The following is a 22,033-nucleotide window of genomic DNA, read 5'->3' as shown; positions in this document are numbered from 1 at the left end:
GAGCCCGTCGCCCGCGGGCCGATGCGCCACATGGCCGGTCCCCCGGTCCAGAAGTCCATGGACTTCAAGGGCTCCTCCCGCCGGCTGCTGCGCCTGCTGCGCCCGGAACGGATCGTCCTGCTGTTCGGCGTCGTGATGGCCGTGGTCAGCGTGGCGTGCAACGTCATCGGCCCGAAGGTCCTCGGCAGGGCGACCGACCTGATCTTCGCCGGCGTCATCGGACGGCAGCTGCCGTCCGGCATCACCCAGCAGCAGGCGGTCGTCTACCTGCGCGCCCACGGCCAGGGCAAGATCGCGGCGATCGTCGCCCCCATGCACGGGGTCCACCCCGGCCACGGCATCGACTTCGGCTCGGTCGGCATCGTGCTGCTGTGGGTGCTGCTGGTCTATGTCGGCGCCGCCGCGGCCGGCTTCATACAGGCCAGGATCGCCACCCGGGTCGTGCAGCGCGCGGTCTTCGGAATGCGCAAGGACGTCGAGGAGAAGCTGGCCCGGCTCCCGCTGAGCTACTTCGACAAGCAGGCACGCGGCGAGACCCTGTCGCGGGCCACCAACGACATCGACAACATCTCCCAGACCCTCCAGCAGACGCTCAGCCAGATCGTCTCGTCGATCCTGACCATCATCGGCGTGCTGGCCATGATGTTCTGGATCTCCTGGCTGCTGGCGGTCGTCGCGCTGCTGACGGTGCCGCTGTCCATCCTGGTCGCCGCCCGGATCGGCAAGCGGGCCCAGCCGCAGTTCATCAAGCAGTGGGCGTCCACCGGACAGCTCAACGCGCACATCGAGGAGATGTACACCGGCCACTCGCTGGTCAAGGTCTTCGGCCGGCAGCAGGAGAGCGAGGCGACCTTCGCCGAGCACAACGACGCGCTGTACCAGGCCGGTTTCCGGGCCCAGTTCATCTCCGGGGTCATGCAGCCCGCGATGATGTTCATCGGCAACATCAACTACGTGCTGGTCGCCGTCATCGGCGGTCTGCGGGTGGCCAGCGGCTCGCTGTCCATCGGCGACGTGCAGGCGTTCGTGCAGTACTCCCGGCAGTTCAGCCAGCCGCTGACCCAGGTCGCCAGCATGGCCAACATGGTGCAGTCCGGGGTGGCCTCCGCCGAACGGGTCTTCGAACTCCTCGACGCCGACGAGCAGGACCCCGACCCGGCCGAGCCCCAGCGGCCCGCGCTGGTACGGGGCAAGGTCGACTTCGAGAACGTGGCGTTCTCCTACGACCCCGACAAGCCGCTGATCGAGGACCTGTCGCTGTCGGTCGCCCCCGGTCAGACGGTCGCCATCGTCGGACCCACCGGCGCCGGCAAGACCACCCTGGTCAACCTGCTCATGCGGTTCTACGAGACCACCGGCGGGCGGATCACGCTGGACGGCGTCGACATCGCCGCGATGTCCCGCGAGGAACTGCGCGAGAACATCGGCATGGTCCTCCAGGACACCTGGCTGTTCGGCGGCACCATCGCGGAGAACATCGCGTACGGCGCCGACGAGCCGACGCACGAGAAGATCGTCGAGGCGGCGAAGGCCACCCACGTCGACCGCTTCGTGCGCACGCTGCCCGACGGCTACGAGACCGTCATCGACGACGAGGGCAACAACGTCAGCGCCGGCGAGAAGCAGCTCATCACCATCGCGCGGGCGTTCCTGGCCGAGCCGGCCATCCTCGTGCTCGACGAGGCCACCAGCTCCGTCGACACCCGCACCGAGGTGCTGATCCAGCACGCCATGGCCTCCCTGCGCACCGGCCGGACCAGCTTCGTCATCGCCCACCGCCTGTCCACCATCCGCGACGCCGACGTCATCCTCGTCATGGAGGCCGGAGACATCGTGGAACAGGGCACGCACGACGAACTCCTGGCCGCCGAAGGCGCCTACGCCAGGCTCTACGCCGCACAGTTCGCCGAACCGGTCGCCGAGACCGCCGAATCGGGCTGAGCGCACACCCCGCCCCGACGCCCCGCACCCGGCTCCGGGTGCGGGGCGTCCTCATGTCCGCGGTGGCATGTTTCACGTGAAACATCGCGGTTGGTGCGTGTTTCACGTGAAACATCGCCCGCCGGGCGGATCAGCGGCGCCGGTGGGCTGTGTACGCTGGCGACGCCATGAACGACGCCATCCCGGACGCATTCGACCTGCTGGTCTGCCCGTTGTGCGGGCAGGATCTGACGGCGCGGGAAGGCTCACTGCGCTGCGGCGCGGGCCACACTTTCGACGTCGCGCGGCAGGGGTACGTCAATCTGCTGCCGGGGGACGCCCGGCCCGGCACCGCCGACAGCGCCGAGATGGTGCGGGCCAGGACCGACTTCCTGGCCGCCGGCCACTACGCGCCGCTGGCCCGGGCGGTGGCGGCGGCGGTACCGGCGGAGTGCGGCACGGTGCTGGACGCCGGGGCCGGCACCGGGTACTACCTGGCGGCGGTGCTGGCGGAGTGCTCCGGGGCGACCGGGCTGGGGCTGGACATCTCGAAGTTCGCCCTGCGCCGCGCCGCCCGCGCGCACCCGCGGGCCCGGGCCGCCGTCTGGGACCTGTGGCGTCCGCTGCCGATCCGCACCGGAGCGGTCGGCGCACTGCTCAACGTCTTCGCGCCCCGCAACCCCGCCGAGTACCGCAGGGTGCTGGCACCGGAGGGCGTACTGGTCGTGGTCACCCCGGAACCGGACCACCTCGGCGAACTGCGCGCCCTGCGGGACGGCATGCTCGACGTCGAGGCCGGCAAGGCGGACCGGCTGGCGAGCGGGCTGACCGGCTCCGGCCTGTTCCGGCTCACCGGCAGCGACACGCTGACGTACGCGATGGACCTGCCCCCGGGCCACGCCGCCGACGCGATCGGCATGGGCCCGTCGGCCCGGCACACCGAACACGTCGCGGGCGCCGAGGCGTTCCCGCCGGTCGTCCGGGTGACCGCGGCGTTCCGTGTCTCGCGCTACCGCCCGGAGCCGGCCGGCGCCTGACGGCCGCCGTCAGCGCGCGACGCGGGCCAGGAACAGGTCGGTGATGTGGTCCATGTCGATGCCGCCGCCGTGTCCGTCCAGCACCCGGGCGACATCGGCCAGCGCACGGGCGCGCCGGGCCGCGGGCAGCGCCCGGTAGGCGGAGACCGTGGCGAGGAAGTCCAGGTAGCGCACGGTGTCGTAGCGGCGGTCGCGGTGGAAGCGGACCGAACGCAGGTCGGTGAAGCGCGCGTCGCTGCGGCACTCGCCCTCCGGCCAGCCGGAACCCGGCCCCCAACTGCGGGCGGTGTCCGCGTAGACGGAGGCCAGGTCGGCGTGCGGGGAGCCGGCGACGCCGTGCCGGGCGTCGACCTCGGCGAGGCGGGCGTGCAGTCGCGGATCGCGGACGCCCTGCGGATTCCACACCAGGGCGACCGCACCGCCGGGGGCCAGCGCCGCGTGCACCAGGTCCCAGCGGCGGTCCCGGTCGAACCAGTGCCAGCAGGTCGCGGCCAGCACCAGGCCGTAACGGCGCCCCTCCGGCCGCCAGCATTCGAAGCCGCGCACCTCGACGCTGACGTGCGGGTACGCCGCGGTGTTGCGGCGCAGCACCTCGGCCATGCGGGCGTCCGGCTCGACGGCGACCAGCGGGGTGCGGCGCCGGGCCAGCGCGGCGGCGAACGGCACCGTGGCCTTGCCGGTGCCCGCGCCGACCTCGGCCATCGGGCGGCCGCGCAGGTCGGCGTAGGCCAGCACTTCCGGGACCAGAGCCACCGCGTACCCGGGCCGTGCCGCGTCGAAGACCTCGGCGACCGCGCCGAACATCTGCCCCACGGGGACCGGTTTGCGGTGTTCGTCGGTCATGTGGCTGGGTCCCCCGGAATGATCGGCGTCGTCAGGTCACCGTAGCGACCGAATGAGCACCCGGTAGCTCTTTTGGCGCGGACATGACGGATCTTGCCGACATGCGGCCCGACCGCCCGGTCGTTGACGGCGGGCCGTTCACCGGCCGGACACCGGAAGAGGACCATCGTCACCGCAGGTGGGAGGCGGTGTTCACCGGCGTGAAAAGGACCGGTACCCATCCGGTCGAGATCAGTGTTCTCGTCCGCGTGCGACAATCTCCGTCATGCCGACCGAACCCCCCGACCCCGCCACCGGCCGCCCCGCGGGCCACCGGACGCCTTCCGAGCCCCGGCCGGGCCGGTCGGCCGGGTCGATCCGGGCCCGGGTGCGGGCCGAGATGGTCGACGAGATCAAGGCGACCGCCCGCCGCCACCTGGCCACCGACGGCGCCAACCTGTCGCTGCGCGCCGTCGCCCGCGACATGGGCATGGTCTCCTCGGCGCTCTACCGCTACTTCGCCAGCCGGGACGACCTGCTGACCGCGCTGATCATCGACGCCTACAACGACTGCGGCGCCGCCGCGGAAGCCGCAGACGCCGGTGTCGCCGACCGCGCCGACCTGGCGGGCCGCTGGCTCGCCGTCTGCCACGGCGTACGGCACTGGGCGCTGGCCCACCCGGCCGAGTACGCCCTGGTCTTCGGCAGCCCCGTCCCGGGCTACTCCGCGCCGCAGGACACCGTCGCCGCCGCCGCCCGGACCCCGGCCGCCCTCATCGGCGTCCTGGCCGACGGACACGCCCGCGGCGCGCTGGCCGACCCCGGCTGCGACGACGTCGACCCGGCGCTGCGCACCGACCTGGCCCGGATCCGCGCGCTGATCGCACCGGCGCTGCCGGAGGCCCTGCTGGCGGACGGCGCGCTGGGATGGACGCAGTTGTTCGGGGCCGTGAGCTTCGAGCTCTTCGGCCAGCTCAACAACGGCGTCGACGCCCGCGACGCCTACTTCGACCACCAGATGCGGCGGATCACCGGTCTGCTCGGCCTGTGACTCAGCCGGTCAGGTCCCGCCAGAACGCGGCGGTGACCGGCGGCGGCACGTCACCGGGGCGGGAGCGTCGGCCGCCGGCGGTACCGCTGCCCTGGTCTGTGCCGGCACCGCTGCCCCGGCCTGCACCGGCACTCCCGTCCGGCACCGCACCGGAGCCGTGCGCACCCGCACCGTCGGCCCCCGCCTGGACCCCGCCGACCGCGTCGTCCGCCGCCGGGCCGAACTCGGCGGCGGCCCAGTCGGACAGGGCTCCGCCGTAGACGATGACGTCCGTCTGGTGGACCGACAGCACCGGGTGGCCGGACGTACCGCGGCCGGCCGGCAGGTAGCGGTGGCCGTAGACCGGGACCAGTTTCGCCGCCCCCGAGGCCAGAGCGCGTCGCGCGGTCGCCTCGGCCGCCCCGGCGGACGACGGCCGCTCGCCCCAGGCCGACGTCCAGAAGCCGTGCCGCACGTCGAACAGGACGCCGTCGACCGGCTGCTCCAGGCGTCTGCGCAGGTCGGCCGGGTCGCTGTGCCGCCAGTCCGGCCACCGGGGACGGTCCGTCCCCTCGCCGTCCACCGCGAGCCCCTCGCTGAGGAACCCCCGGTGGTCGTCGGCGAAGGTGAACCCCCACCGCTCCTCGGCCGCCGTCAGCTCGGCCGCCGTCAATCCGGGCGCGAACGTCACCCGTCCGGTGGACGCCAGCCACCGCGCCACCGCCCGTCCGGCCCGCGTCCCCTCGTTCTCTTCCGCCATGCCCCGAGCGTAAGGCGGGGCACTGTGCGGCGGCGTACGGGCGGGGGCGAGGCCGTGCGGGCCGGCCGGGGCTGGCGGCGTACGGGCGGACGGTGACAGGACCGGTCACCCCTGGCGCAGGGGCTCCTGGAGTTCGGTCACCCACCGGGTCCGGTCCGGCGGGCAGTCCAGGTAGAGCTCCCGCGGGTATCCGGCGGAGCTTCGCCCGTTGACGTCCATCCAGCGGCCCAGGGTCTGCATCGTCGTCAGCACGTCGTCCATCGGCCCGTGGTGCACGACGGTGGCCGCCGCGGCGATCTCCGGCAGGTCGACGACCGCGAACGGCCAGGCGGCGCGGCCGTCCACCGCGACCGGCAGCGCGGCGTGGACGACGATCTCCTCCTCGCCGCCGGGCACGTCCTCGTAGTACGCGATCCCCGGCCCGGCCGGCGTCACCCCGGCCGCGTCCAGCTCCCGGCACAGCGCGTCGAACAGCGGCCCGGCCACCGGCCCGATGTCCTGTGGCCGGTAACCCGCCGCGCGCCCGGTCAGTTCCGCCACCCGTACCGCCGCGATCCGCTTGACCACTACGTCGTCGGTGTCCATGACACCCTCGCTCTCGATCGTGCGGAGCCTCGCCTCGACCCGGGTCAGCCGCGCGCCGGCCTCGGCCAGCGCGGTCTCCAGTTCGGCCCGGCGCAGCCGCAGCATGCCGCGCAGCTCGCCGGCGCCGACCTCCCCGTCCACGATCTCCCGGACCTGCTGGAGGCTGAAACCGAGCTCCTTCAGGGCGATCACCCGGTTCAGCCGGGCCAGCTGCGCCGCCTCGTAGCCGCGGTAGCCGGTGACCGGGTCCACCCGGGCGGGCCGCAGCAGGCCGATCGCGTCGTAGTGCCGCAGCATCCTGACCGACACGCGGCCGTATCTGGCGAAGTCTCCGATACTCAACATGACGCCTTCGACTTCACCCCCTCACACGGTGTCAGGGTCAAGCGGGCCGTGGACCGCTCCTCCCAGCGTCGCTCACCGCGGCCCGCGCCGCCGCCTCACTCGTCGGAGGCGACGGTCAGCGAACGCAGCCGGCTCACCGCGAACCAGGTCGCGCCGACGGTGACGGCGACCAGCAGGATCAGCCCGGCCGGCAGCCCGACCTGCGAGGTGACCGCTCCGGGGTCGGCCACCTTCGCCGCCAGCGCGAGCGCCCACTGCTGGACGCTGAGGTCGCCGGCGCCCGGCACCAGGCTGCCGATCAGCGCCTCCCACACCAGCGCGTAGACCAGGCCGGCGATCACCGCGTGCCGGGTGACGACGCCCAGCAGCAGGAAGATCGCGCTGTACGCCACCGAGGCGACCACCGCGGCCACCCCGAAGGAGACGGCGAGGTGCTGGCTGTTGCCGTCCAGGATCAGTCCGGAGAAGAACGTGGGGATCGCCGAGAACAGCATGGTCACGCCCATCGCCACCCACAGCTTGGTGAAGATGACCGTCGAGCGGCGCACCGGCTTCGACAGCAGGTACACGATCGATCCGTCGTCGATCTCCGGCCCGATCGCCCCGGTGCCGGCGATCACCCCGGTCAGCGGGACCATCGTGGCCAGCGCGAAGCCGGACAGCAGCGTCTTGGCGGTGCCGTCGTCGGCGCCGCCGAGCGCCCGGACCGCCGTCGCCATCACCAGCAGCAGCGCGGGCAGCGCGAACAGGAACAGCGCGCGGCGGCGGCTCAGCAGGGCCCGGTACGTCAGCCGCGCGACGGTCGGGTGGTAGAGCGAGAACGGTGCCGGGCCGGACCGCCCGGGCTGCGTGGCGGGGGCCGGCGCGGTGGCGGGCGTTGCGGACATGGTGGGTGCTCCTCAGGCCGCGACGAGGTAGGAGAAGACGCTTTCCAGCGACTCGTCGGAGGGCGACACCTCGTAGAGCCGGATGCCGTTCTCGCGGGCGACGCGGGGCAGCAGCTGGGTGAAGCGCGCGAAGTCGACCGCCTGGACGAGCAGAGCGCGTTCGCCCAGGTCGAGTTCGAGGCCGGCGGTGGACGGGTCGGCGATCAGCGCGGACGCCAGCGCCCGGTCGTCGCTGGACCGCACCAGGTAGCGGTGCGGCCGGTCGGTCATCAGGCGCCGGATCTCACGGAAGTCGCCGGACGCGGCGTGCCGGCCGGCCACGATCACCTCGATGTGGTGTGCGAGCTGCTCGACCTCCTCCAGGATGTGCGAGGAGAACAGCACCGTGCGCCCGTCGGCCCCCATCCGGCGCAGCAGCTCCATCAGCTGGAGGCGCTGGCGCGGGTCCATGCCGTTGAACGGCTCGTCCAGCAGCAGCACGGCCGGCTCGTGCACCAGCGCGGAGGCCATCTTGACCCGCTGCCGCATGCCCTTGCTGTACGTCTCGATGCGCCGGCCGGCCGCGTACTCCATCTCGACGGTGGACAGCGCGGCGCGCGCCGCGGCGGCCGGGTGCGGCAGCCCGTGCAGTTCGGCGTTGGCGAGCACGAAGTCGTAACCGGTGAGGAAGTCGTACATCGCCTCGCGCTCCGGCACGACGCCGATGTGACGGTAGACCTGCTCGTTGCGCCAGATCACCGCGCCGTCCAGGGTCACCGTGCCGGTGGACGGCGCGAGGAAGCCGCCCATCATGTTGATCAGCGTCGACTTTCCGGCGCCGTTGGGGCCCAGCAGCCCGGTGACGCCGGGGCCGACGGTCAGGCTGACGTCGTTGACGGCCACCACGTTGCCGAACCAGCGGGAGACGTTGTCGAGGGTCAAGGTGGTCATCCCAGGCCAACCTTCCGGTAGCGGCGCATGAGCAGCGCGAACGTCCCGGCGATCAGGCCGAGTACGACCAGCAGGTACACCGTGCCGGCGACCGCGTTCGGCGGCCCGTACCCGCCGACGAACGACGACGAGGCCCCCAGCCACCAGGTCTGCACGCCGTCGATCAGCGTGACCGGCGAGAACAGCCCGAGCCACCCGGTCACCGTGTCGTTGCCGCGGCTGTACGCGATGCCCTGAAGGGTGCTGACCGCGCCGTAGGAGATGACCAGCACCGCGATGACCGCGGCCACGCCGAAGCCGCGCCGCGGGGTCAGCGCCGCCAGCACCAGGCCGATGCCGCCGAACAGCAGCGACAGCAGCGCCACCGACAGCAGGCCCTTGCCGAACCCGGCCGTCTGGGTCCAGAAGTCCAGCTTCGCCAGCAGCGCGCCGGCGTACAGCACGACCAGTGGTATGCCGGTGAGCAGGAAGAGCGCCGAGGCCATCGCCGCGAACTTCGCCGCCACGTAGTCGATCCGCTCCAGCGGCCGTGAGAAGTACAGCGGCACGGTCTTGAACCGCAGGTCGCGCGAGACCGCCTGCGGCGCCTGCGCGGCGAGGAACAGCCCGATGACCGCCTGGAGGTAGATCGCGTACCGCGTGTAGTCCACCGGCGGTTTGTGCAGGTGGGCGTAGACGGTGACCGCGTCGAGGATCAGCGCGGGCAGGCACATCGCCGCGAACAGGATCATCGGGAGCACCTTGGACTTGCCCGACCGGCCCAGCCCGTAGGCGCCGCGCAGGCTCTGCGAGAACAGCGCCCGCCGGATGTACGAGCGGCCCAGCCGCTCGCCGTCGTAGTGGCGGTATCCGATGTCGTAGAGCGAGGCCCCGGCGGGCGGCTCACCCGTGGGAACGGTCATCGCCCCACCCTCCGTCCCGGGTTCCGGTCGCGCGTTTCCTGGTCATGGAAGCACTCTCGCCGATCACGGGGCGCGGGTCGTCAGCCTTGGGGCTGAACGGTGGGGCCCGGCGTCAGCCGTGAGAGGTAGGGGTTTTCCCCTCCGGGCCCCTAGGGGATGGCGGGATGGGAGCCGCTGCGCGGGGCTTGGGCGGGGCTTGGGCGGGGCTTGGGCGGGGGTGTTGCGGAGGCGTTGGGGGGCGTTGATGGGGGCGCGTTGCGAGAGGCTTGCGGGGGCCGGGGCTCGTTGCGGGCGGCCGGGGTTCGTTGCGGGGGCCGGGGTCGTTGCGGGGTGGTTCGGGTGGGGGCGCTGTCGGCGGCTCCGCCGGGGGCGTTCGCGGGGTGCCGTACGCGGTCAGGTGGTGAGGCCGGCGATCCGGTACTGCATGACGCGGTAGTCGGTGTCGTCGTACCACTGGCTGACGGCGATGTTGAAGTCGGCGAAGGTCGATCCGGGGAGGACGAACCCGCCGTACGGGCTGGCCACCGCGTTGCCGGTCTCGCTGCCCGGTGCGGTCGGCACGATGACGGTCTGCTCGGGCGTGCCGAACAGGTCGGACGTCGGCAGCGGGAAGACCTGCGCGCGGATCGACAGCACGTCCATGTTCAGCCAGGTGAACGCGTACTGGCCGTCCATGGCGCGGAAGCAGATCTCGCCCCACTGGCGCGAGGCGGTGACCGACGTCGGGTAGTTGCCCCAGGCCCAGACGCCGCCGGCGTAGCCCCAGGGCTGGTAGGCGGACGGGACGCCCAGCTGGTTCTGCGGTACCCGGTGCAGCAGCAGGTCGGAGACGACGTCACGGTTGAAGACCGACGACAGCACGTAGCAGTAGCCGTCGTCGGCGACCGCGTAACTCTTCTGCTGGAACTGGCCGCCGTACTGGTCCCCGGGGAACTGGCACAGGTACGTCCAGGTCTCGCCGTTGTCGGTGGACTGCCAGAAGTCGGTGTGGTCCGTCTGGTAGATCACCCCGCGCATCAGGTGCAGGTACATCGTGTCGCCGACGGTGAACACGTCCGACGGGATCGCGGTCGTCCCGTTCACGTGCCCCTCCGGGACCAGCCCCTCGGCGTGCGAACCGCCCACGCTGCCGTCGATGACGAGTGAACCGAGGTCGGCGCTGCTGGACCGCAGTCCGACCGGCGCCCGCCAGTCGGTGTCCCCCACGCCCGCGCCGTCGAACGTGTCGCCGCAGACGAAGAGCATCGTGCCGTCCGGGCACAGCGCCGGTATCCCCAGGTCGGTCCACGGCGCCGCGAACTGCCCGGTCTGCGCGGGCCCGGTGAGGTCCCTGACCCGGGTGCCGGTGATGAGATCGGGGTGCGCGGGGCCCGGGCCGGTCCCGGCGGTCCCCGCGGCGCGGACGGTCCCGGCGCGGTCGGCGGCGTACGCGGGCCCGGTCAGCGCGCCGGCCACCACGGTCGCGGCACCGGCCGCCCCGGCTCTGAGAACCGCGCGCCGGGAGGTCAGCCCCAGTTGGGCCGCGGTCCGGGACAGGGACGGCTCGGGCATGGCGGCTCCTCCGGGGGCAGGATCATGCGTCCGGCGGTACTCGTGGTCACTTCGGCCGCACGATACGACAACCCGACCGGGCCGACCAGGGATTCGGCTCGGAATCCGGCCAGGGGTGAGGCCGGGGCTCCGGGCCAGGGGGTCGGGCCAGGGGGTGGGCCAAGGGTCGAGCCGGAGGGCGGGCCAGGGCTCCGGACGCCGTCCGAGTGGCTCCCGCCCCGGCTTCGGCTCCCGTTCCGGCTCCGGTGCCGACGGGTTGGGGACGGCGCCGCGTCAGGCCGCTCCGGCGGTCGGCTCGGGCGCGGACTCGCGGGCCGACGGCGCGAAGATCTCCGCTATGCGGTGTCGGCGGCGCTCCATCCGGATCAGGCCCAGCCCGAGACCGGCGACGGCGTCGCGGACCGCGTCGTAGGTGTCCTCACCGGCGATGTCGACCAGCAGCAGGTGCCCGTCGGCCTTGGCGGTCAGCCCGGCCGCGGTCAGCGCGTCGAGGAGGGCGCTCGTACCGTCGGGGTGCTCGTCGGAGTCGGCCACCTCGACCGCGAGCGACGCGGTGGCCTGCGTGAAGTCCTGGGTGGCGGAGGAACGCAGCAACGTCCCGCCGTCGATGACTACGATGTGGTCGCTGGTGCGCTCCAGTTCACCGAGCAGGTGGGAGGTGACCAGCACCGAGATGCCGAAGTCGGCGTGGATCCGCCGTACCAGCCCCAGCATCTCGTCCCGGCCCTTGGGGTCCAGGCCGTTGGTCGGCTCGTCGAGCAGCACGAGTTTCGGGTCGTGGACCAGCGCCTGCGCCAGCTTGACCCGTTGCTTCATGCCGGTCGAGTAGCCGCCCATCGGCCGGTACCGCTCCTCGTAGAGCCCGACGTGCCGCAGCGTGTCGGCGGTGCGCTCGCGGGCCGCGGTCGGCGCCAGCCCGGACATCCGGGCCATGTGCACCACGAACTCCGTCGCGGACACGTCCGGCGGCAGGCAGTCGTGCTCCGGCATGTAGCCGACGAGGGCCCGGATGGCGGCGCCCTCGGTCGTCACGTCCAGCCCGAGCACCGACGCCCGGCCCTCCGTGGCGGGCGACAGGCCGAGAAGGATCTTGATCAGCGTGGACTTGCCGGCGCCGTTGGCGCCGACGAGTCCCGTCACCCCCGGCCCGATGTCCATGGACAGCCCGTTCAGGGCGGTCACCCTCGGATACCGCTTCGTCAGGCCCTCGGTCTGGATCACAGTCACCCCCCGACGGTAGGGCCCCCGGCGGCCCCGCGTCGTCCCCCCGAAGTCTCGACCGGGCGTAGTCCTGGAGGGGGAGTACCCCGTAGGGGCCGGGAGGGGCGATGTGCGGGTCGGGGTGAGGGTTGGAATGGGGGTTGGGGATTGGGGCGGCGGGTTGGGGTGGCGGGTTGGGGTGGCGGGTTGGAGCTGAGGTCGGGAGTCGGGGACGGGTGAGCTCTTCGGGGACTTCCGTCTTCTGTCTTCGGGACTTCCGTATCCGGGGTTTCCGTCTCCGGGGTTTCCGTCCTCGGGGGCTGAGGTTCATCGGGAACCTGGAGCGCCGGTGCTGCGGCTTCCGGCGAGCGGGAGCCGGAGTTATCCACAGGGACGGTGTCCACGGCGGCGTTGTCCACAGGATGGGCGAGGCTCTTGACTCAGCCATCAACCGTTGTCACATTCGTTGATGTCAGATTCATTGGGGAGTCAATGGAACCGGCTGAGTGAGTCACGGACGCCCGCGGCGGAGTCCGTACGGCCACGCCGCCGTTCCCCGGGTCAGGAGGTGACCGCATGAACGCCGACGGCGGCCGAGAGGCCCGGCAAACCGGCGAGGGCCGCGAGGGCGACGAGGGCCGCGAAGGGCGCGAGGGCCGCGAGCGGACCGTGGCCTCCGGCGAAGTCCAGCTGGCGGTGGTCGAGTTCGGCGACACCGCCCGGCCGACGCTGGTCCTGGTGCATGGCTACCCGGACAGCAAGGAGGTGTGGTCGGCGGTGGCCGAACGGCTCACCGACCGCTTCCACGTCGTCCTCTACGACGTGCGCGGCCACGGCGGATCGAGCGCACCGCTGCCCTTGCGCGGCGGCTTCCGCCTGGAAGCGCTCACCGACGACTTCCTCGCCGTCGCGGACGCGGTCAGCCCGGAGCGGCCGGTCCACCTCGTCGGCCACGACTGGGGGTCGGTCCAGGGCTGGGAGTTCGCCACCGTGCCGCGGGCGGCCGAGCGGATCGCGTCGTTCACCTCCATCTCCGGCCCCTGTCTGGACCACTTCGGCCACTGGATCGCCGACCGGCTGCGCCGCCCCACACCGCGCCGGGCCGTCCAGCTCGCCGGACAGACCGCCAAGTCCTGGTACGTCTACGCCCTGCACACCCCGGTACTGCCCGAACTGGCCTGGCGCGGCCCGCTCGGCCGCCGGTGGCCCCGGATGCTGGCACGCGCCGAACGCCTTCCCGCCGACACCGGCTACCCCACCGCCACGCTCCCCCAGGACGCCGCACACGGAGCCTGGCTCTACCGGGACAACATCGGCCCGCGACTGCGCCACCCGCGCCCCGCCCCGCACGCCCTGGTCCCGGTGCAACTCATCACCCCCACTGGCGACCCCTTCCTGTCGGAGCACCTCTACGACGACCTCGACCGCTGGGTCCCCGACCTGACCCGTCGCACCCTGGCCACCAAACACTGGGTACCGCGCACCCGCCCCGACCAACTGGCCTACTGGATCGCCGAGTTCGCCCTACGCAACGATCCCGCCGAGCACACTCCCGACAGCGCAGTGGCACCGCACCCCGGCAAGACGCTCGACGCCGGGGCAACACCCGCTGGCGCAGGCATCCCGGACGGCGTGCGGGTAGCCAGCAGCAACGGCAGAACGGACGGCACGGACGGCACGGACGGCACGGACGGCACCGGCAACAGCACCGACGGCTCGGATGGCGAGGCCGCACTCGACACACCGGCCGCCCCCAGAACCGCGCGGCGCCGGCCACCGCGCCGGGACCGGCACACCGAACGGTTCGGCGGCCGGCTCGTCCTGGTCACCGGCGCGGGCAGCGGCATCGGACGGGCCACGGCACTGGCCTTCGCGCGCTCCGGTGCCCGGGTGGTGGCCGTGGACCGCGACGCACGGTCGGTGGCCGACACCGCCCGGCTCACGACGGAACGCGGCGCGGCTGGCGCCTGGGCGGAGACGGTGGACGTCTCCGACGAGCACGCGATGGACAAGCTCGCCGAACGCGTCACGGCCGAACACGGCGTGGTCGACATCCTGGTGAACAACGCCGGCATCGGCATGGCCGGCGCCTTCCTCGACACCACCCCCGACGACTGGCGTGACGTACTGGACGTCAACCTGTGGGGCGTCATCCACGGCTGCCGCCTGTTCGGGCAGCGGATGGCCGAACGCGGTCAGGGCGGCCACATCGTCAACACCGCCTCCGCCGCCGCCTATCTGCCGTCCCGGAGCATGCCGGCGTACTGCACCTCCAAGGCGGCCGTCCTCATGCTCAGCGAATGCCTGCGCGCCGAACTCGCTCCGCGGGGCATCGGCGTCACCGCCATCTGCCCCGGCATCGTCACCACCGGCATCACGCGCACCGCCCGGTTCACCGGCACGTCCGGCGAGGAACAGGACCGTCTGCGCGCCAGGACCACCCGGCTCTACCGCCGCCGCGCCTACCCACCGGAGAAGGTCGCCGACGCCATCCTGCGCGCCGTGGCTCGCAACGCTGCCGTCGTACCGGTCACCCCGGAGGCGGTCGGCTCCCGCCTGCTGTCCCGCCTGGCGCCGAAGGCCCTGCGCGCCACCGCCCGCATCGACCCTCCGCTGTGACCCCGCCCGCCACCGCGGCGCCCGGTCACGCCACACCGCGCCACCACCGGCCACCCGCCCCGCCGGCACCACCGCCCGAGCCCACCACTCCGGTCACCGAACTCCGTTTGTCATTGCTGCGGTTGCTGCGGTTGCTGTCCAGACGGTTACCACCGAGCCGGTTGCCGCTCCGGCGCTTGCCGGTCCGGTTGCCTCTCAGCCGGTTACCGCTGATCCGGTTCCGGCTCAGCTGGTTACCCCGAGGCACTTGAGCCCCCGCTCCGGTTGCCACTGAGGCACTCGCCGGTGATCCGGTTGCCGCTGAGGCGCTTGCCGCTGATCCGGTTGCCGCTGAGGCGCTTGCTCCCGATGCAGTCGTCACTGATCCGGTGGCTGCTGACCCGGTTCCGGCTCAGCTGGTCACCGCCGCGACGGTCGCCGCTCAGCCGGTTGCCGTCGGTCCGCGACCTGTCGGCGTCCAGCCCCCTCTCCCGCACATCCGACGGCGTCCCGGGACACCGTCATCGCACGGTCGACGGAGGACCGCACCATGGCCACCCCTTCATCGCATCACCCCATAACGCCACGCCGCGTGGCCTTCGACTTCAGTGACACGCCGCTGCACTGGATCACGGATGAGCCCACCGCCACCCATGTCATCAACGTGCTGCATCTGCTGCTGCCGGCCGGGGAACGCTGGTTCGTCAAGGTCATCAAGGAGGCCGCTCCCCTGGTGACGGACGCACGGCTGCGGTCCGAGGTCCACGGATTCATGGGCCAGGAATCGACCCACAGCGTCCAGCATTCCCATGTCCTCGACCACCTGGCCGCGCAGGGGCTGGACACCCGCCCGTACACCCGGCACGTCGACTGGATCTTCAACGTCCTGCTGGGTGACCGTCCGCCCGCCGGCCTGCCGCTGTCCCGGCGCGAATGGCTCAAGGTACGGCTGGCGGTGGTGGCGGCCGTCGAGCAGTTCACCGCGGTGCTGGGCGACTGGGTGCTGCACGCCGGTGCGCTGGACGACGCGGGGAGCGATCCGGCGATGCTGGACCTGCTGCGCTGGCACGGCGCCGAGGAGGTCGAACACCGCTCCGTCGCGTTCGACCTCTACCAGCACGCCGGTGGGCGCCCCCTGCCGCGCTACGTGCGCCGTGTGGAAGGCATGGCCCTGACAGCGCCGGTGCTTCTGTGGCTGTGTGTCTACGGCACCGCCTACCTGATACGCAACGACCCCCAACTGCGCGGCACCCTGCGGTATTCGCTGCGCGAGCACAACCGGGCGATCGCCAAGGGACTGCTGCCGAGCTGGCGCGCGCTGGGTTCGGCGATCCCCCGCTACCTGCGGCGGTCGTACCATCCCTCCCAGGAAGGTTCGCTCGACCTGGCCGTGCAGTACCTGGCCAAGTCCCCCGCCGCCCGCCGCGCGGCCACCCGGGCCGGACGGCCCGCGACCTTCTAGCCGGCCACGCGGACAGGAGAACGGAACACGGTCATGGAGGCCTACCGCATCGAGGACCTGGCCCGCGAGAGCGGCACCACGGTCCGCACCATCCGGGGGTACCAGGACCGCGGCCTGCTCCCCAAACCCGGACGGCGCGGGCGGGCCAACGTCTACGGCCCGGTGCACCTCGCCCGGCTGCGGCAGATAGCCGACCTGCTGGAACGCGGCTACACCCTGGCCAGCATCAAGGAACTCCTGGAGGCACGGGACTCCGGCACCGGGCTGGACGGCGTACTCGGTCTGGCGGACGAGATGAACCAGCCCTGGTCCAGCGAACGCCCGGTCCGCGTCAGCCGGGCCCAGCTGACCGCGATCTTCGGCGGCCGGGACGACAACGCCGTCAACGAGGCCGTCGCCTTCGGCGTGCTGGAGGCGATCCCCGGAGCCGCTGAGGACGACGCCGAGGAGTTCCTGGTCCCCAGCCCCCAGGAGCTGACCGTCGCCGCGGAACTCCACGCCGCCGGTGTGCCGTTGCCAGCGATCGCCACGCATCTGTGGGAACTGCGGGGGCACGTCGAGCACATCGCAGAGCGGTTCATGGAGTTCACCGTCGAGTACGTCTTCCAGCGCTTCCTCGACCACACTCCCACCGATGCGGAGGCGACGGAGGCCGCCTCCCTCGTCCGGCGGCTGCGCCCGCTCGCGCAGCAGACCATCGACGCCGAACTCGCCCGCGCCATGCACACGTTGACCACCCGCATGATGCAGCGGCACCTCGGCGACGGCGACGACGCCCCCGCCGCGCTCCCCACTTCCGCGCCTGCCCCGGCCGGCCCTCCGGCTCCAGCGCCGACCGAGGGCTCTCACTCTGCGGACAGCGTCCGCCAGGTCGACGTGCGGCGGTTCGACGGCCGGCCGGCGTCCGTTCAATCCTCCGGTGCTACCGGTGAGGGGGACGGTGACCAGGTCGGCGTCCTGCTGCCGGCCTCGACGGTGCGGGCGGTGCGGGCGCTGGTCGGCGGGCGTCGTGCCTCCACGTTCATCGCCGCCGCGGCCGAACGGGAGGTCCGGGCCCGCGTCATGGACTCGCTGGCCGCGGAGGGCCTTGAGGATGCGACGGATCAAGGCGCTGCGCCCCCGGGCGGAGTCTGACGGCAGCCGGCGGGCCGCCGCGTCGTCGCCGCGCGTAGCACCGGCACTGACCGTGTTCTTCGGGGCTGTCCCCGTTTCCGTATTCATGGCGCAAGACTAGAAAGCGGACTCCGAGGACAGATCCACCCCAGGGTGGACATCTGGGTGGATTCACCTCGGAGTTGCGGACACGGTCTCCACCCAAGGGTGGAGACCGGCCTGCGGCGCACCAGCCACCGACCGACTCCGGCCCCGACTCCGGCTCATTGCCCCGACCTCAACCTCGGCTCGGCCGCCGCCCCCGGCCTCCCGGCCCCGGCCCCGGCTCCTGGCCCCAGCCTCGACCCCGACCCCGACCCCGGCCGCCCCCGATCCCGATTAAGAAGACCGGCCTCGGCCCGCCGAGGAAGATCGGCTCAAGCCCCACGCCACCTCACCCCATGCCACGCCGCCCACCCCCCACCTCACCCAAGGCGGCCGAGGGTCTCCGTGGCGATGCGGTCGAAGACCTGCTGGTCGACGGCGAAGTCGGAGTCGGGGATGGGGGCGTGCAGGACGATCTCATCGATGCCAAGCGCGGCGTGGTGGCCGGCGAAGTCGGCGAACGCCTCCACCGAGTCGAGGATGCGGGCGCGTTCCGGGGTGAAGCCGGTGAGGAGGATCCGGCCGACGGTGCCGGGGTCCCGGTCGACGGCGGCGCAGGCGTCACCGAGGCGGTCGAGCTGGTCGCGGATGGCGGCGCGGGACTGCTCGGGCGTGCCGGTGTCGGCGAGACGGGGGTCTCCGGTGGTCACCCACGCCTGGCCGTGGCGGGCGGTGAGCTTCAGTCCGCGCGGGCCCGTCGCGGCGATGGCGAAGGGGAGGCGGGGGCGCTGGACGCAACCGGGGATGTTGCGGGCCTCGTCGGCGGAGTAGTAAGCGCCGGTGTGGGTCACGGCCGGTTCGGTCAGCAGCCGGTCGAGCAGCGGCACGAACTCGGCGAAGCGGTCGGCGCGTTCGCGGGGGCTCCACGCCTCCTGGCCGAGGACCGTGGCGTCGAAGCCGTTGCCGCCCGCACCGATCCCGAGCGTGATCCGGCCGTCGGACAGGTCGTCGAGGGTGAGCAGTTCCTTCGCGAGGGTCACCGGGTGACGGAAGTTCGGTGAGGTGACGAGGGTGCCGAGGCGCAGCCGTTCGGTCACACCGGCCGCGGCGGTCAGGGTCGGCAGGGCGCCGAACCACGTCCGGTCGCGGAAGCTGCGCCACGACAGGTGGTCGTAGGTGTACGCGGCGTGGAAGCCCAGGTCCTCGGCGTGACGCCACTGGTCACGGCCACCCGCCCCCCAGCGTCGGACGGGCAGGATGAGAGCGCTCAGACGCAGCGAAGTGGTCATGGCAGGAGCCTAGACGGCACCCCACCGCCGCTGCCCCGGCCGCCCGGCCACCCATGCGCCCGGCGGCTCCCCCCGGTTCCGGACGCTCCCCCCACACCGCCCGACGGCTCCACGGCACCGCTCGGGCTCGCCGCGAACGCCCCGGCGCCCAGCGAACGCCTCTCGGTACCCGACCGCACCGCTCGGCCCCGGCACCAGCACCGGCGCCGCGACACCGCCGGTCGCCCCTCCGCCCCGCACAGCCCCCGACCGCACCGCTGATCCCCACACCGGTAACCCCAGCGCCGCCGACGCACCGCCGCGCCGCCCGTCGCCCCTTTCCGCCCCCAGCCGCCCAACCTCGCAGCCCTGATCGCCCCACCCCCTTCCGACGTCATGCCGAAGGACGCGGATTTCCCGTACGCCGATTCCCCCATCCGGGCGGAATCGTGACGTACACGGCGGCTTGCCCAGCCGGGAGGGCGGTGGCTACGAATGACTGGTCATGGCCGAAACCGCGGCGAGGAGAGGGTGGAAACCGATGGTGTCACGTCAGCCGTCCGCAGAGTCGGCGCCGTTGTGCCTGGTCACCGGGGCCACGGGGTACATCGGGGGGCGGTTGGTGCCGGAGTTGCTGGCGGCCGGGTACCGGGTGCGGTGCCTGGCGCGGGATCCGGGGCGGTTGCGGGACCAGCCGTGGGCGGAGCACGTCGAGGTGGTGCGCGGTGACGTGACGCGGCCGGAGACGCTGACCGCCGCCTTCGAGGGGTCGGCGGTGGCGTACTTCCTGGTGCACGCGCTCGGGGCCGGTGCCGGGTTCGAGGAGACCGACCGGCGGGCGGCGGAGGGGTTCGCCGGGGCGGCGAAGGACGCGGGCACCGGGCGCATCGTCTACCTGGGCGGGCTGACGCCCGGCGGGGTGCCCGAGCGGGAGCTGTCGCCACACCTGCGGTCCCGGGCGGAGGTGGGACGCATCCTGCTGGAGAGCGGCGTGCCGACAGCGCAGCTGCGGGCGGCGGTGATCCTCGGGTCGGGTTCGGCGTCGTTCGAGATGCTGCGGTACCTGACCGAGCGGTTGCCGGCCATGGTGACGCCGCGCTGGGTCAACACCCGCATCCAGCCGATCGCGGTACGCGACGTCCTGCGGTACCTCGTGGGTGCCGCCAAGCTGCCGCCGGAGGTCAACCGCACGTTCGACGTGGGTGGTCCTGACGTGTTGACGTACCGCCAGATGATGGCCGGCTACGCGGCGGTGGCGGGGCTGCCGAGGCGGGCCATCCTGCCGGTGCCGGTGCTCACCCCGAGTCTGTCCAGTCACTGGGTGGGGCTGGTCACCCCGGTACCGCGGTCGATCGCCCGGCCGCTGGTGGAGTCGCTGCGGCACGAAGTGGTGTGCGGCGAGCACGACATCGCGCATTATGTGCCCGATCCGCCGGAGGGGCTGCTGGGGTTCCGGGACGCGGTGGAGCTGGCGCTGAAGCGGGTGCGGGACGCGGACGTGGCGACCCGGTGGTCGTCGGCGGCGCTGCCGGGGGCGCCGAGCGATCCGCTGCCGACCGATCCTGACTGGTCGGGCGGCAGCCTGTACGAGGACCGGCGGGCCCGGCGGGTGGCGGTGAACGCTGGGGCGGTGTGGCAGGTCATCGAGGGCATCGGCGGGGAGAACGGCTGGTATTCGTTCCCGCTGGCCTGGGCGGTGCGCGGCTGGATGGACCGGGCGGCGGGCGGTGTGGGGCTGCGGCGCGGGCGGCGCGACCCGCGGCGGCTGCGGGTCGGCGACTCGCTGGACTTCTGGCGGGTCGAGGAGGTGCGGTCGGGCCGGCTGCTGCGGCTGCGCGCCGAGATGAGGCTGCCGGGCCTGGCGTGGCTGGAGCTGTCGGTGGCGGACGACGGGCCGGGCCGTTGCGTATACCGGCAGCGGGCCCTGTTCCGCCCGCGCGGGCTGGCGGGGCACGCCTACTGGTGGAGCATCGTGCCGTTCCACGCGTGGGTCTTCGGCGGTATGGCACGCAACATCGCGCGGCAGGCCAGGTCGGGCCGGATCGGCGGGTATACCGGCGGCGGCAGCGGGGGTGGTGCCCGATGAGGACCTCCGTCGTGCTGTTCACCGGCGATCTGCGGGTGCACGACCAGCCGGTACTGCGCGGCGCGCTGGACGAGGCCGAGAACATCGTGCCGTTGTTCGTGCTCGACTCCGGGGTGGCCCGCAGCGGCTTCATGGTGCCCAACCGGGCGGCGTTCCTGGCCGATTGTCTGCACGATCTGGACGCCGCACTGCGCAAGCGTGGCGGTCGTCTGATCATCCGCTCGGGCGCGGTGGTCGACGAGGTCTGCCGGGTGGCCGACGAGGTGGACGCCGGGTCGGTCCACGTGGCGGCCGGCGTCAGCGGGTACGCGATGCGGCGTGAGCAGCGGCTGCGCGACGCGCTGGAGGCGTCCCGGCGCACCCTCACCGTGCACGACGCGGTGGTCACCGTCGTGCCTCCCGGCGGCGTGCTGCCGTCCGGCTCGGGGGCTACGGCCAAGGACCACTTCGCCGTCTTCACGCCGTACTTCCGCCGTTGGCGCGACCGCGTCCACCGTGCTCCGCTCGGCGCCCCGCGCAGGGTCGAGGTGCCGGACTCGGTGGTGTCGGACCCGTTGCCGAGCGCGAAGTCACTGGTCGCGGGCGACGTGTCGCCGGGGCTGTGCGCGGGCGGTGAGAGCGTGGCGCGGGAGCGGATGCGGCACTGGGCGGCCGGCGCGATGGCGCAGTACGACGACCGCCATGACGACCTGGCGGGCGACGCGACGTCGCGCCTGTCGCCGTACCTGCACTTCGGCTGCCTGTCACCGGTGGAGCTGGTACGGGTCGCGGACGACCGGGGCGGTAGCGGCGCGCAGGCGTTCGTACGGCAGCTGGCCTGGCGGGACTTCAACTACCAGGTGCTGGCGGCGCGGCCGAAGGCGTCGCACGAGGACTACCGCTCGCGCGGCGACCACTGGCGCGGTGACGAGCGGGAGCTGGCCGCCTGGCGGGACGGGCTGACCGGTTATCCGATCATCGACGCCGCGATGCGCCAGCTGCGGCACGAGGGCTGGATGCACAACCGGGGCCGCCTGCTGGTCGGCAGCTTCCTGACCAAGACGCTCTACGTGGACTGGCGGGCCGGCGCCGCGCACTTCCTGGAGCTGCTGGTCGACGGGGACGTGGCCAACAACCAGCTCAACTGGCAGTGGGTGGCCGGGACCGGCACCGACACCCGGCCCAACCGGGTGCTCAATCCGCTGACCCAGGCGGGCCGCTTCGACGCGGACGGCACCTACGTACGCCGCTGGGTACCGGAACTTGCCGAGATCGGCGGTCCGGCCGTGCACCGCCCGTGGAAGCTGCCGAAGGACACCCGCTCCCGCCTGGACTACCCCGACCCACTGGTGGACCTCGGCGAGGGCCTCGACCGCTTCCACCGCGCCCGCGACAAGGGCTGAACCGGACCGGTGAGGCCGAGCGCCGGCCACCGACGACGGTTTCAGCCGCCGCCCGGCGCAGGGCACCGAGG

Annotated in this window: 17 protein-coding genes; 8 read left to right on the top strand and 9 right to left on the bottom strand. The window is 72.8% G+C overall.

The window, feature by feature from the left end; genetic code table 11:
• The first annotated feature begins 21 nt into the window (after positions 1–21).
• Positions 22–1,941 carry an ABC transporter ATP-binding protein gene (locus POF43_RS04450; protein ID WP_308217720.1) on the top strand — a complete coding sequence of 640 codons (1,920 nt, stop codon included), beginning with the start codon at positions 22–24 and terminating at the stop codon, positions 1,939–1,941.
• 167 nt (positions 1,942–2,108) lie between these two features.
• Entirely contained in the window at positions 2,109–2,957 is an 849-nt protein-coding gene (locus POF43_RS04445; protein ID WP_271323385.1) for a putative RNA methyltransferase, read from the top strand.
• A 9-nt stretch (positions 2,958–2,966) separates the two neighbouring features.
• Here the strand turns inward: POF43_RS04445 and POF43_RS04440 are convergent, their stop codons facing one another.
• A complete protein-coding gene (locus POF43_RS04440; protein WP_271323386.1) occupies positions 2,967–3,800 on the bottom strand; it encodes a class I SAM-dependent methyltransferase in 834 nt (277 codons plus the stop codon).
• A 265-nt stretch (positions 3,801–4,065) separates the two neighbouring features.
• Between POF43_RS04440 and POF43_RS04435 the strand changes: the two genes are divergently transcribed.
• Positions 4,066–4,830 carry a TetR/AcrR family transcriptional regulator gene (locus POF43_RS04435; RefSeq protein WP_271323387.1) on the top strand — a complete coding sequence of 255 codons (765 nt, stop codon included), beginning with the start codon at positions 4,066–4,068 and terminating at the stop codon, positions 4,828–4,830.
• Position 4,831: 1 nt separating this feature from the next.
• Here POF43_RS04435 and POF43_RS04430 read toward each other — a convergent pair whose 3' ends face one another.
• From POF43_RS04430 to POF43_RS04400, 7 genes are all read right to left on the bottom strand, one after another.
• Positions 4,832–5,569 carry a hypothetical protein gene (locus POF43_RS04430; protein ID WP_271323388.1) on the bottom strand — a complete coding sequence of 246 codons (738 nt, stop codon included), beginning with the start codon at positions 5,567–5,569 and terminating at the stop codon, positions 4,832–4,834.
• 105 nt (positions 5,570–5,674) lie between these two features.
• Positions 5,675–6,499 carry a MerR family transcriptional regulator gene (locus POF43_RS04425; RefSeq protein WP_271323389.1) on the bottom strand — a complete coding sequence of 275 codons (825 nt, stop codon included), beginning with the start codon at positions 6,497–6,499 and terminating at the stop codon, positions 5,675–5,677.
• Positions 6,500–6,594: 95 nt separating this feature from the next.
• Positions 6,595–7,386: an ABC transporter permease subunit gene (locus POF43_RS04420; protein WP_271314553.1), complete on the bottom strand. Its 792-nt coding sequence runs from the start codon at positions 7,384–7,386 to the stop codon at positions 6,595–6,597.
• Positions 7,387–7,398: 12 nt separating this feature from the next.
• On the bottom strand, positions 7,399–8,316 hold the full coding sequence (locus POF43_RS04415; protein WP_271323390.1) for an ABC transporter ATP-binding protein: 918 nt from the start codon (positions 8,314–8,316) through the stop codon (positions 7,399–7,401).
• Positions 8,313–9,218: an ABC transporter permease subunit gene (locus POF43_RS04410; protein ID WP_271314555.1), complete on the bottom strand. Its 906-nt coding sequence runs from the start codon at positions 9,216–9,218 to the stop codon at positions 8,313–8,315. Before POF43_RS04410 ends, POF43_RS04415 begins: the two co-directional genes overlap by 4 nt.
• A 393-nt stretch (positions 9,219–9,611) precedes the next feature.
• Positions 9,612–10,769, bottom strand: a complete 1,158-nt coding sequence (locus POF43_RS04405; RefSeq protein ID WP_271325986.1) for a DUF4185 domain-containing protein — start codon at positions 10,767–10,769, stop codon at positions 9,612–9,614.
• Between the two features lie 273 nt (positions 10,770–11,042).
• Positions 11,043–11,990: an ABC transporter ATP-binding protein gene (locus POF43_RS04400; protein ID WP_271318277.1), complete on the bottom strand. Its 948-nt coding sequence runs from the start codon at positions 11,988–11,990 to the stop codon at positions 11,043–11,045.
• A 555-nt stretch (positions 11,991–12,545) separates the two neighbouring features.
• Between POF43_RS04400 and POF43_RS04395 the strand changes: the two genes are divergently transcribed.
• The 3 genes from POF43_RS04395 (at position 12,546) to POF43_RS04385 (ending at position 17,163) form a co-directional block, all read left to right on the top strand.
• Positions 12,546–14,588, top strand: a complete 2,043-nt coding sequence (locus POF43_RS04395) for an SDR family oxidoreductase (protein WP_271325023.1) — start codon at positions 12,546–12,548, stop codon at positions 14,586–14,588.
• Positions 14,589–15,117: 529 nt separating this feature from the next.
• A complete protein-coding gene (locus POF43_RS04390; RefSeq protein ID WP_271325022.1) occupies positions 15,118–16,029 on the top strand; it encodes a metal-dependent hydrolase in 912 nt (303 codons plus the stop codon).
• A gap of 33 nt (positions 16,030–16,062) precedes the next feature.
• Complete coding sequence (locus POF43_RS04385) at positions 16,063–17,163, top strand: MerR family transcriptional regulator (RefSeq protein ID WP_271325021.1); 1,101 nt, start codon at positions 16,063–16,065, stop codon at positions 17,161–17,163.
• 443 nt (positions 17,164–17,606) lie between these two features.
• Here the strand turns inward: POF43_RS04385 and POF43_RS04380 are convergent, their stop codons facing one another.
• Positions 17,607–18,515, bottom strand: coding sequence for an LLM class flavin-dependent oxidoreductase (locus POF43_RS04380; RefSeq protein WP_271318777.1), 909 nt, complete (start codon positions 18,513–18,515; stop codon positions 17,607–17,609).
• 520 nt (positions 18,516–19,035) lie between these two features.
• Here POF43_RS04380 and POF43_RS04375 point away from each other — a divergent pair.
• Both POF43_RS04375 and POF43_RS04370 read left to right on the top strand, forming a co-directional pair.
• Positions 19,036–20,580 carry an SDR family oxidoreductase gene (locus POF43_RS04375; RefSeq protein WP_271323899.1) on the top strand — a complete coding sequence of 515 codons (1,545 nt, stop codon included), beginning with the start codon at positions 19,036–19,038 and terminating at the stop codon, positions 20,578–20,580.
• The gene (locus POF43_RS04370) at positions 20,577–21,962 is read left to right on the top strand and encodes a cryptochrome/photolyase family protein (protein ID WP_271323898.1); all 1,386 of its coding nucleotides are present in this window, start codon (positions 20,577–20,579) and stop codon (positions 21,960–21,962) included. The genes POF43_RS04375 and POF43_RS04370 overlap by 4 nt, the downstream gene beginning before the upstream one ends.
• The last annotated feature ends 71 nt before the right edge of the window (positions 21,963–22,033 follow it).

Origin of the sequence: Streptantibioticus silvisoli (assembly GCF_027947535.2) — a bacterium.
GTDB classification, from domain to species: domain Bacteria; phylum Actinomycetota; class Actinomycetes; order Streptomycetales; family Streptomycetaceae; genus Streptantibioticus_C; species Streptantibioticus_C silvisoli.
This window is presented reverse-complemented; position numbering and strand designations above follow the sequence as displayed.

Bases quoted from the DNA above. Each gene is read 5' to 3' on its own strand.
- POF43_RS04450 (WP_308217720.1), top strand. From the start codon at position 22: ATGCGCCACATGGCCGGTCCCCCGGTCCAGAAGTCCATGGACTTCAAG.
- POF43_RS04445 (WP_271323385.1), top strand. From the start codon at position 2,109: ATGAACGACGCCATCCCGGACGCATTCGACCTGCTGGTCTGCCCGTTG.
- POF43_RS04440 (WP_271323386.1), bottom strand. From the start codon at position 3,800: ATGACCGACGAACACCGCAAACCGGTCCCCGTGGGGCAGATGTTCGGC.
- POF43_RS04435 (WP_271323387.1), top strand. From the start codon at position 4,066: ATGCCGACCGAACCCCCCGACCCCGCCACCGGCCGCCCCGCGGGCCAC.
- POF43_RS04430 (WP_271323388.1), bottom strand. From the start codon at position 5,569: ATGGCGGAAGAGAACGAGGGGACGCGGGCCGGACGGGCGGTGGCGCGG.
- POF43_RS04425 (WP_271323389.1), bottom strand. From the start codon at position 6,499: ATGTTGAGTATCGGAGACTTCGCCAGATACGGCCGCGTGTCGGTCAGG.
- POF43_RS04420 (WP_271314553.1), bottom strand. From the start codon at position 7,386: ATGTCCGCAACGCCCGCCACCGCGCCGGCCCCCGCCACGCAGCCCGGG.
- POF43_RS04415 (WP_271323390.1), bottom strand. From the start codon at position 8,316: ATGACCACCTTGACCCTCGACAACGTCTCCCGCTGGTTCGGCAACGTG.
- POF43_RS04410 (WP_271314555.1), bottom strand. From the start codon at position 9,218: ATGACCGTTCCCACGGGTGAGCCGCCCGCCGGGGCCTCGCTCTACGAC.
- POF43_RS04405 (WP_271325986.1), bottom strand. From the start codon at position 10,769: ATGCCCGAGCCGTCCCTGTCCCGGACCGCGGCCCAACTGGGGCTGACC.
- POF43_RS04395 (WP_271325023.1), top strand. From the start codon at position 12,546: ATGAACGCCGACGGCGGCCGAGAGGCCCGGCAAACCGGCGAGGGCCGC.
- POF43_RS04390 (WP_271325022.1), top strand. From the start codon at position 15,118: ATGGCCACCCCTTCATCGCATCACCCCATAACGCCACGCCGCGTGGCC.
- POF43_RS04385 (WP_271325021.1), top strand. From the start codon at position 16,063: ATGGAGGCCTACCGCATCGAGGACCTGGCCCGCGAGAGCGGCACCACG.
- POF43_RS04380 (WP_271318777.1), bottom strand. From the start codon at position 18,515: ATGACCACTTCGCTGCGTCTGAGCGCTCTCATCCTGCCCGTCCGACGC.
- POF43_RS04375 (WP_271323899.1), top strand. From the start codon at position 19,036: ATGGTGTCACGTCAGCCGTCCGCAGAGTCGGCGCCGTTGTGCCTGGTC.
- POF43_RS04370 (WP_271323898.1), top strand. From the start codon at position 20,577: ATGAGGACCTCCGTCGTGCTGTTCACCGGCGATCTGCGGGTGCACGAC.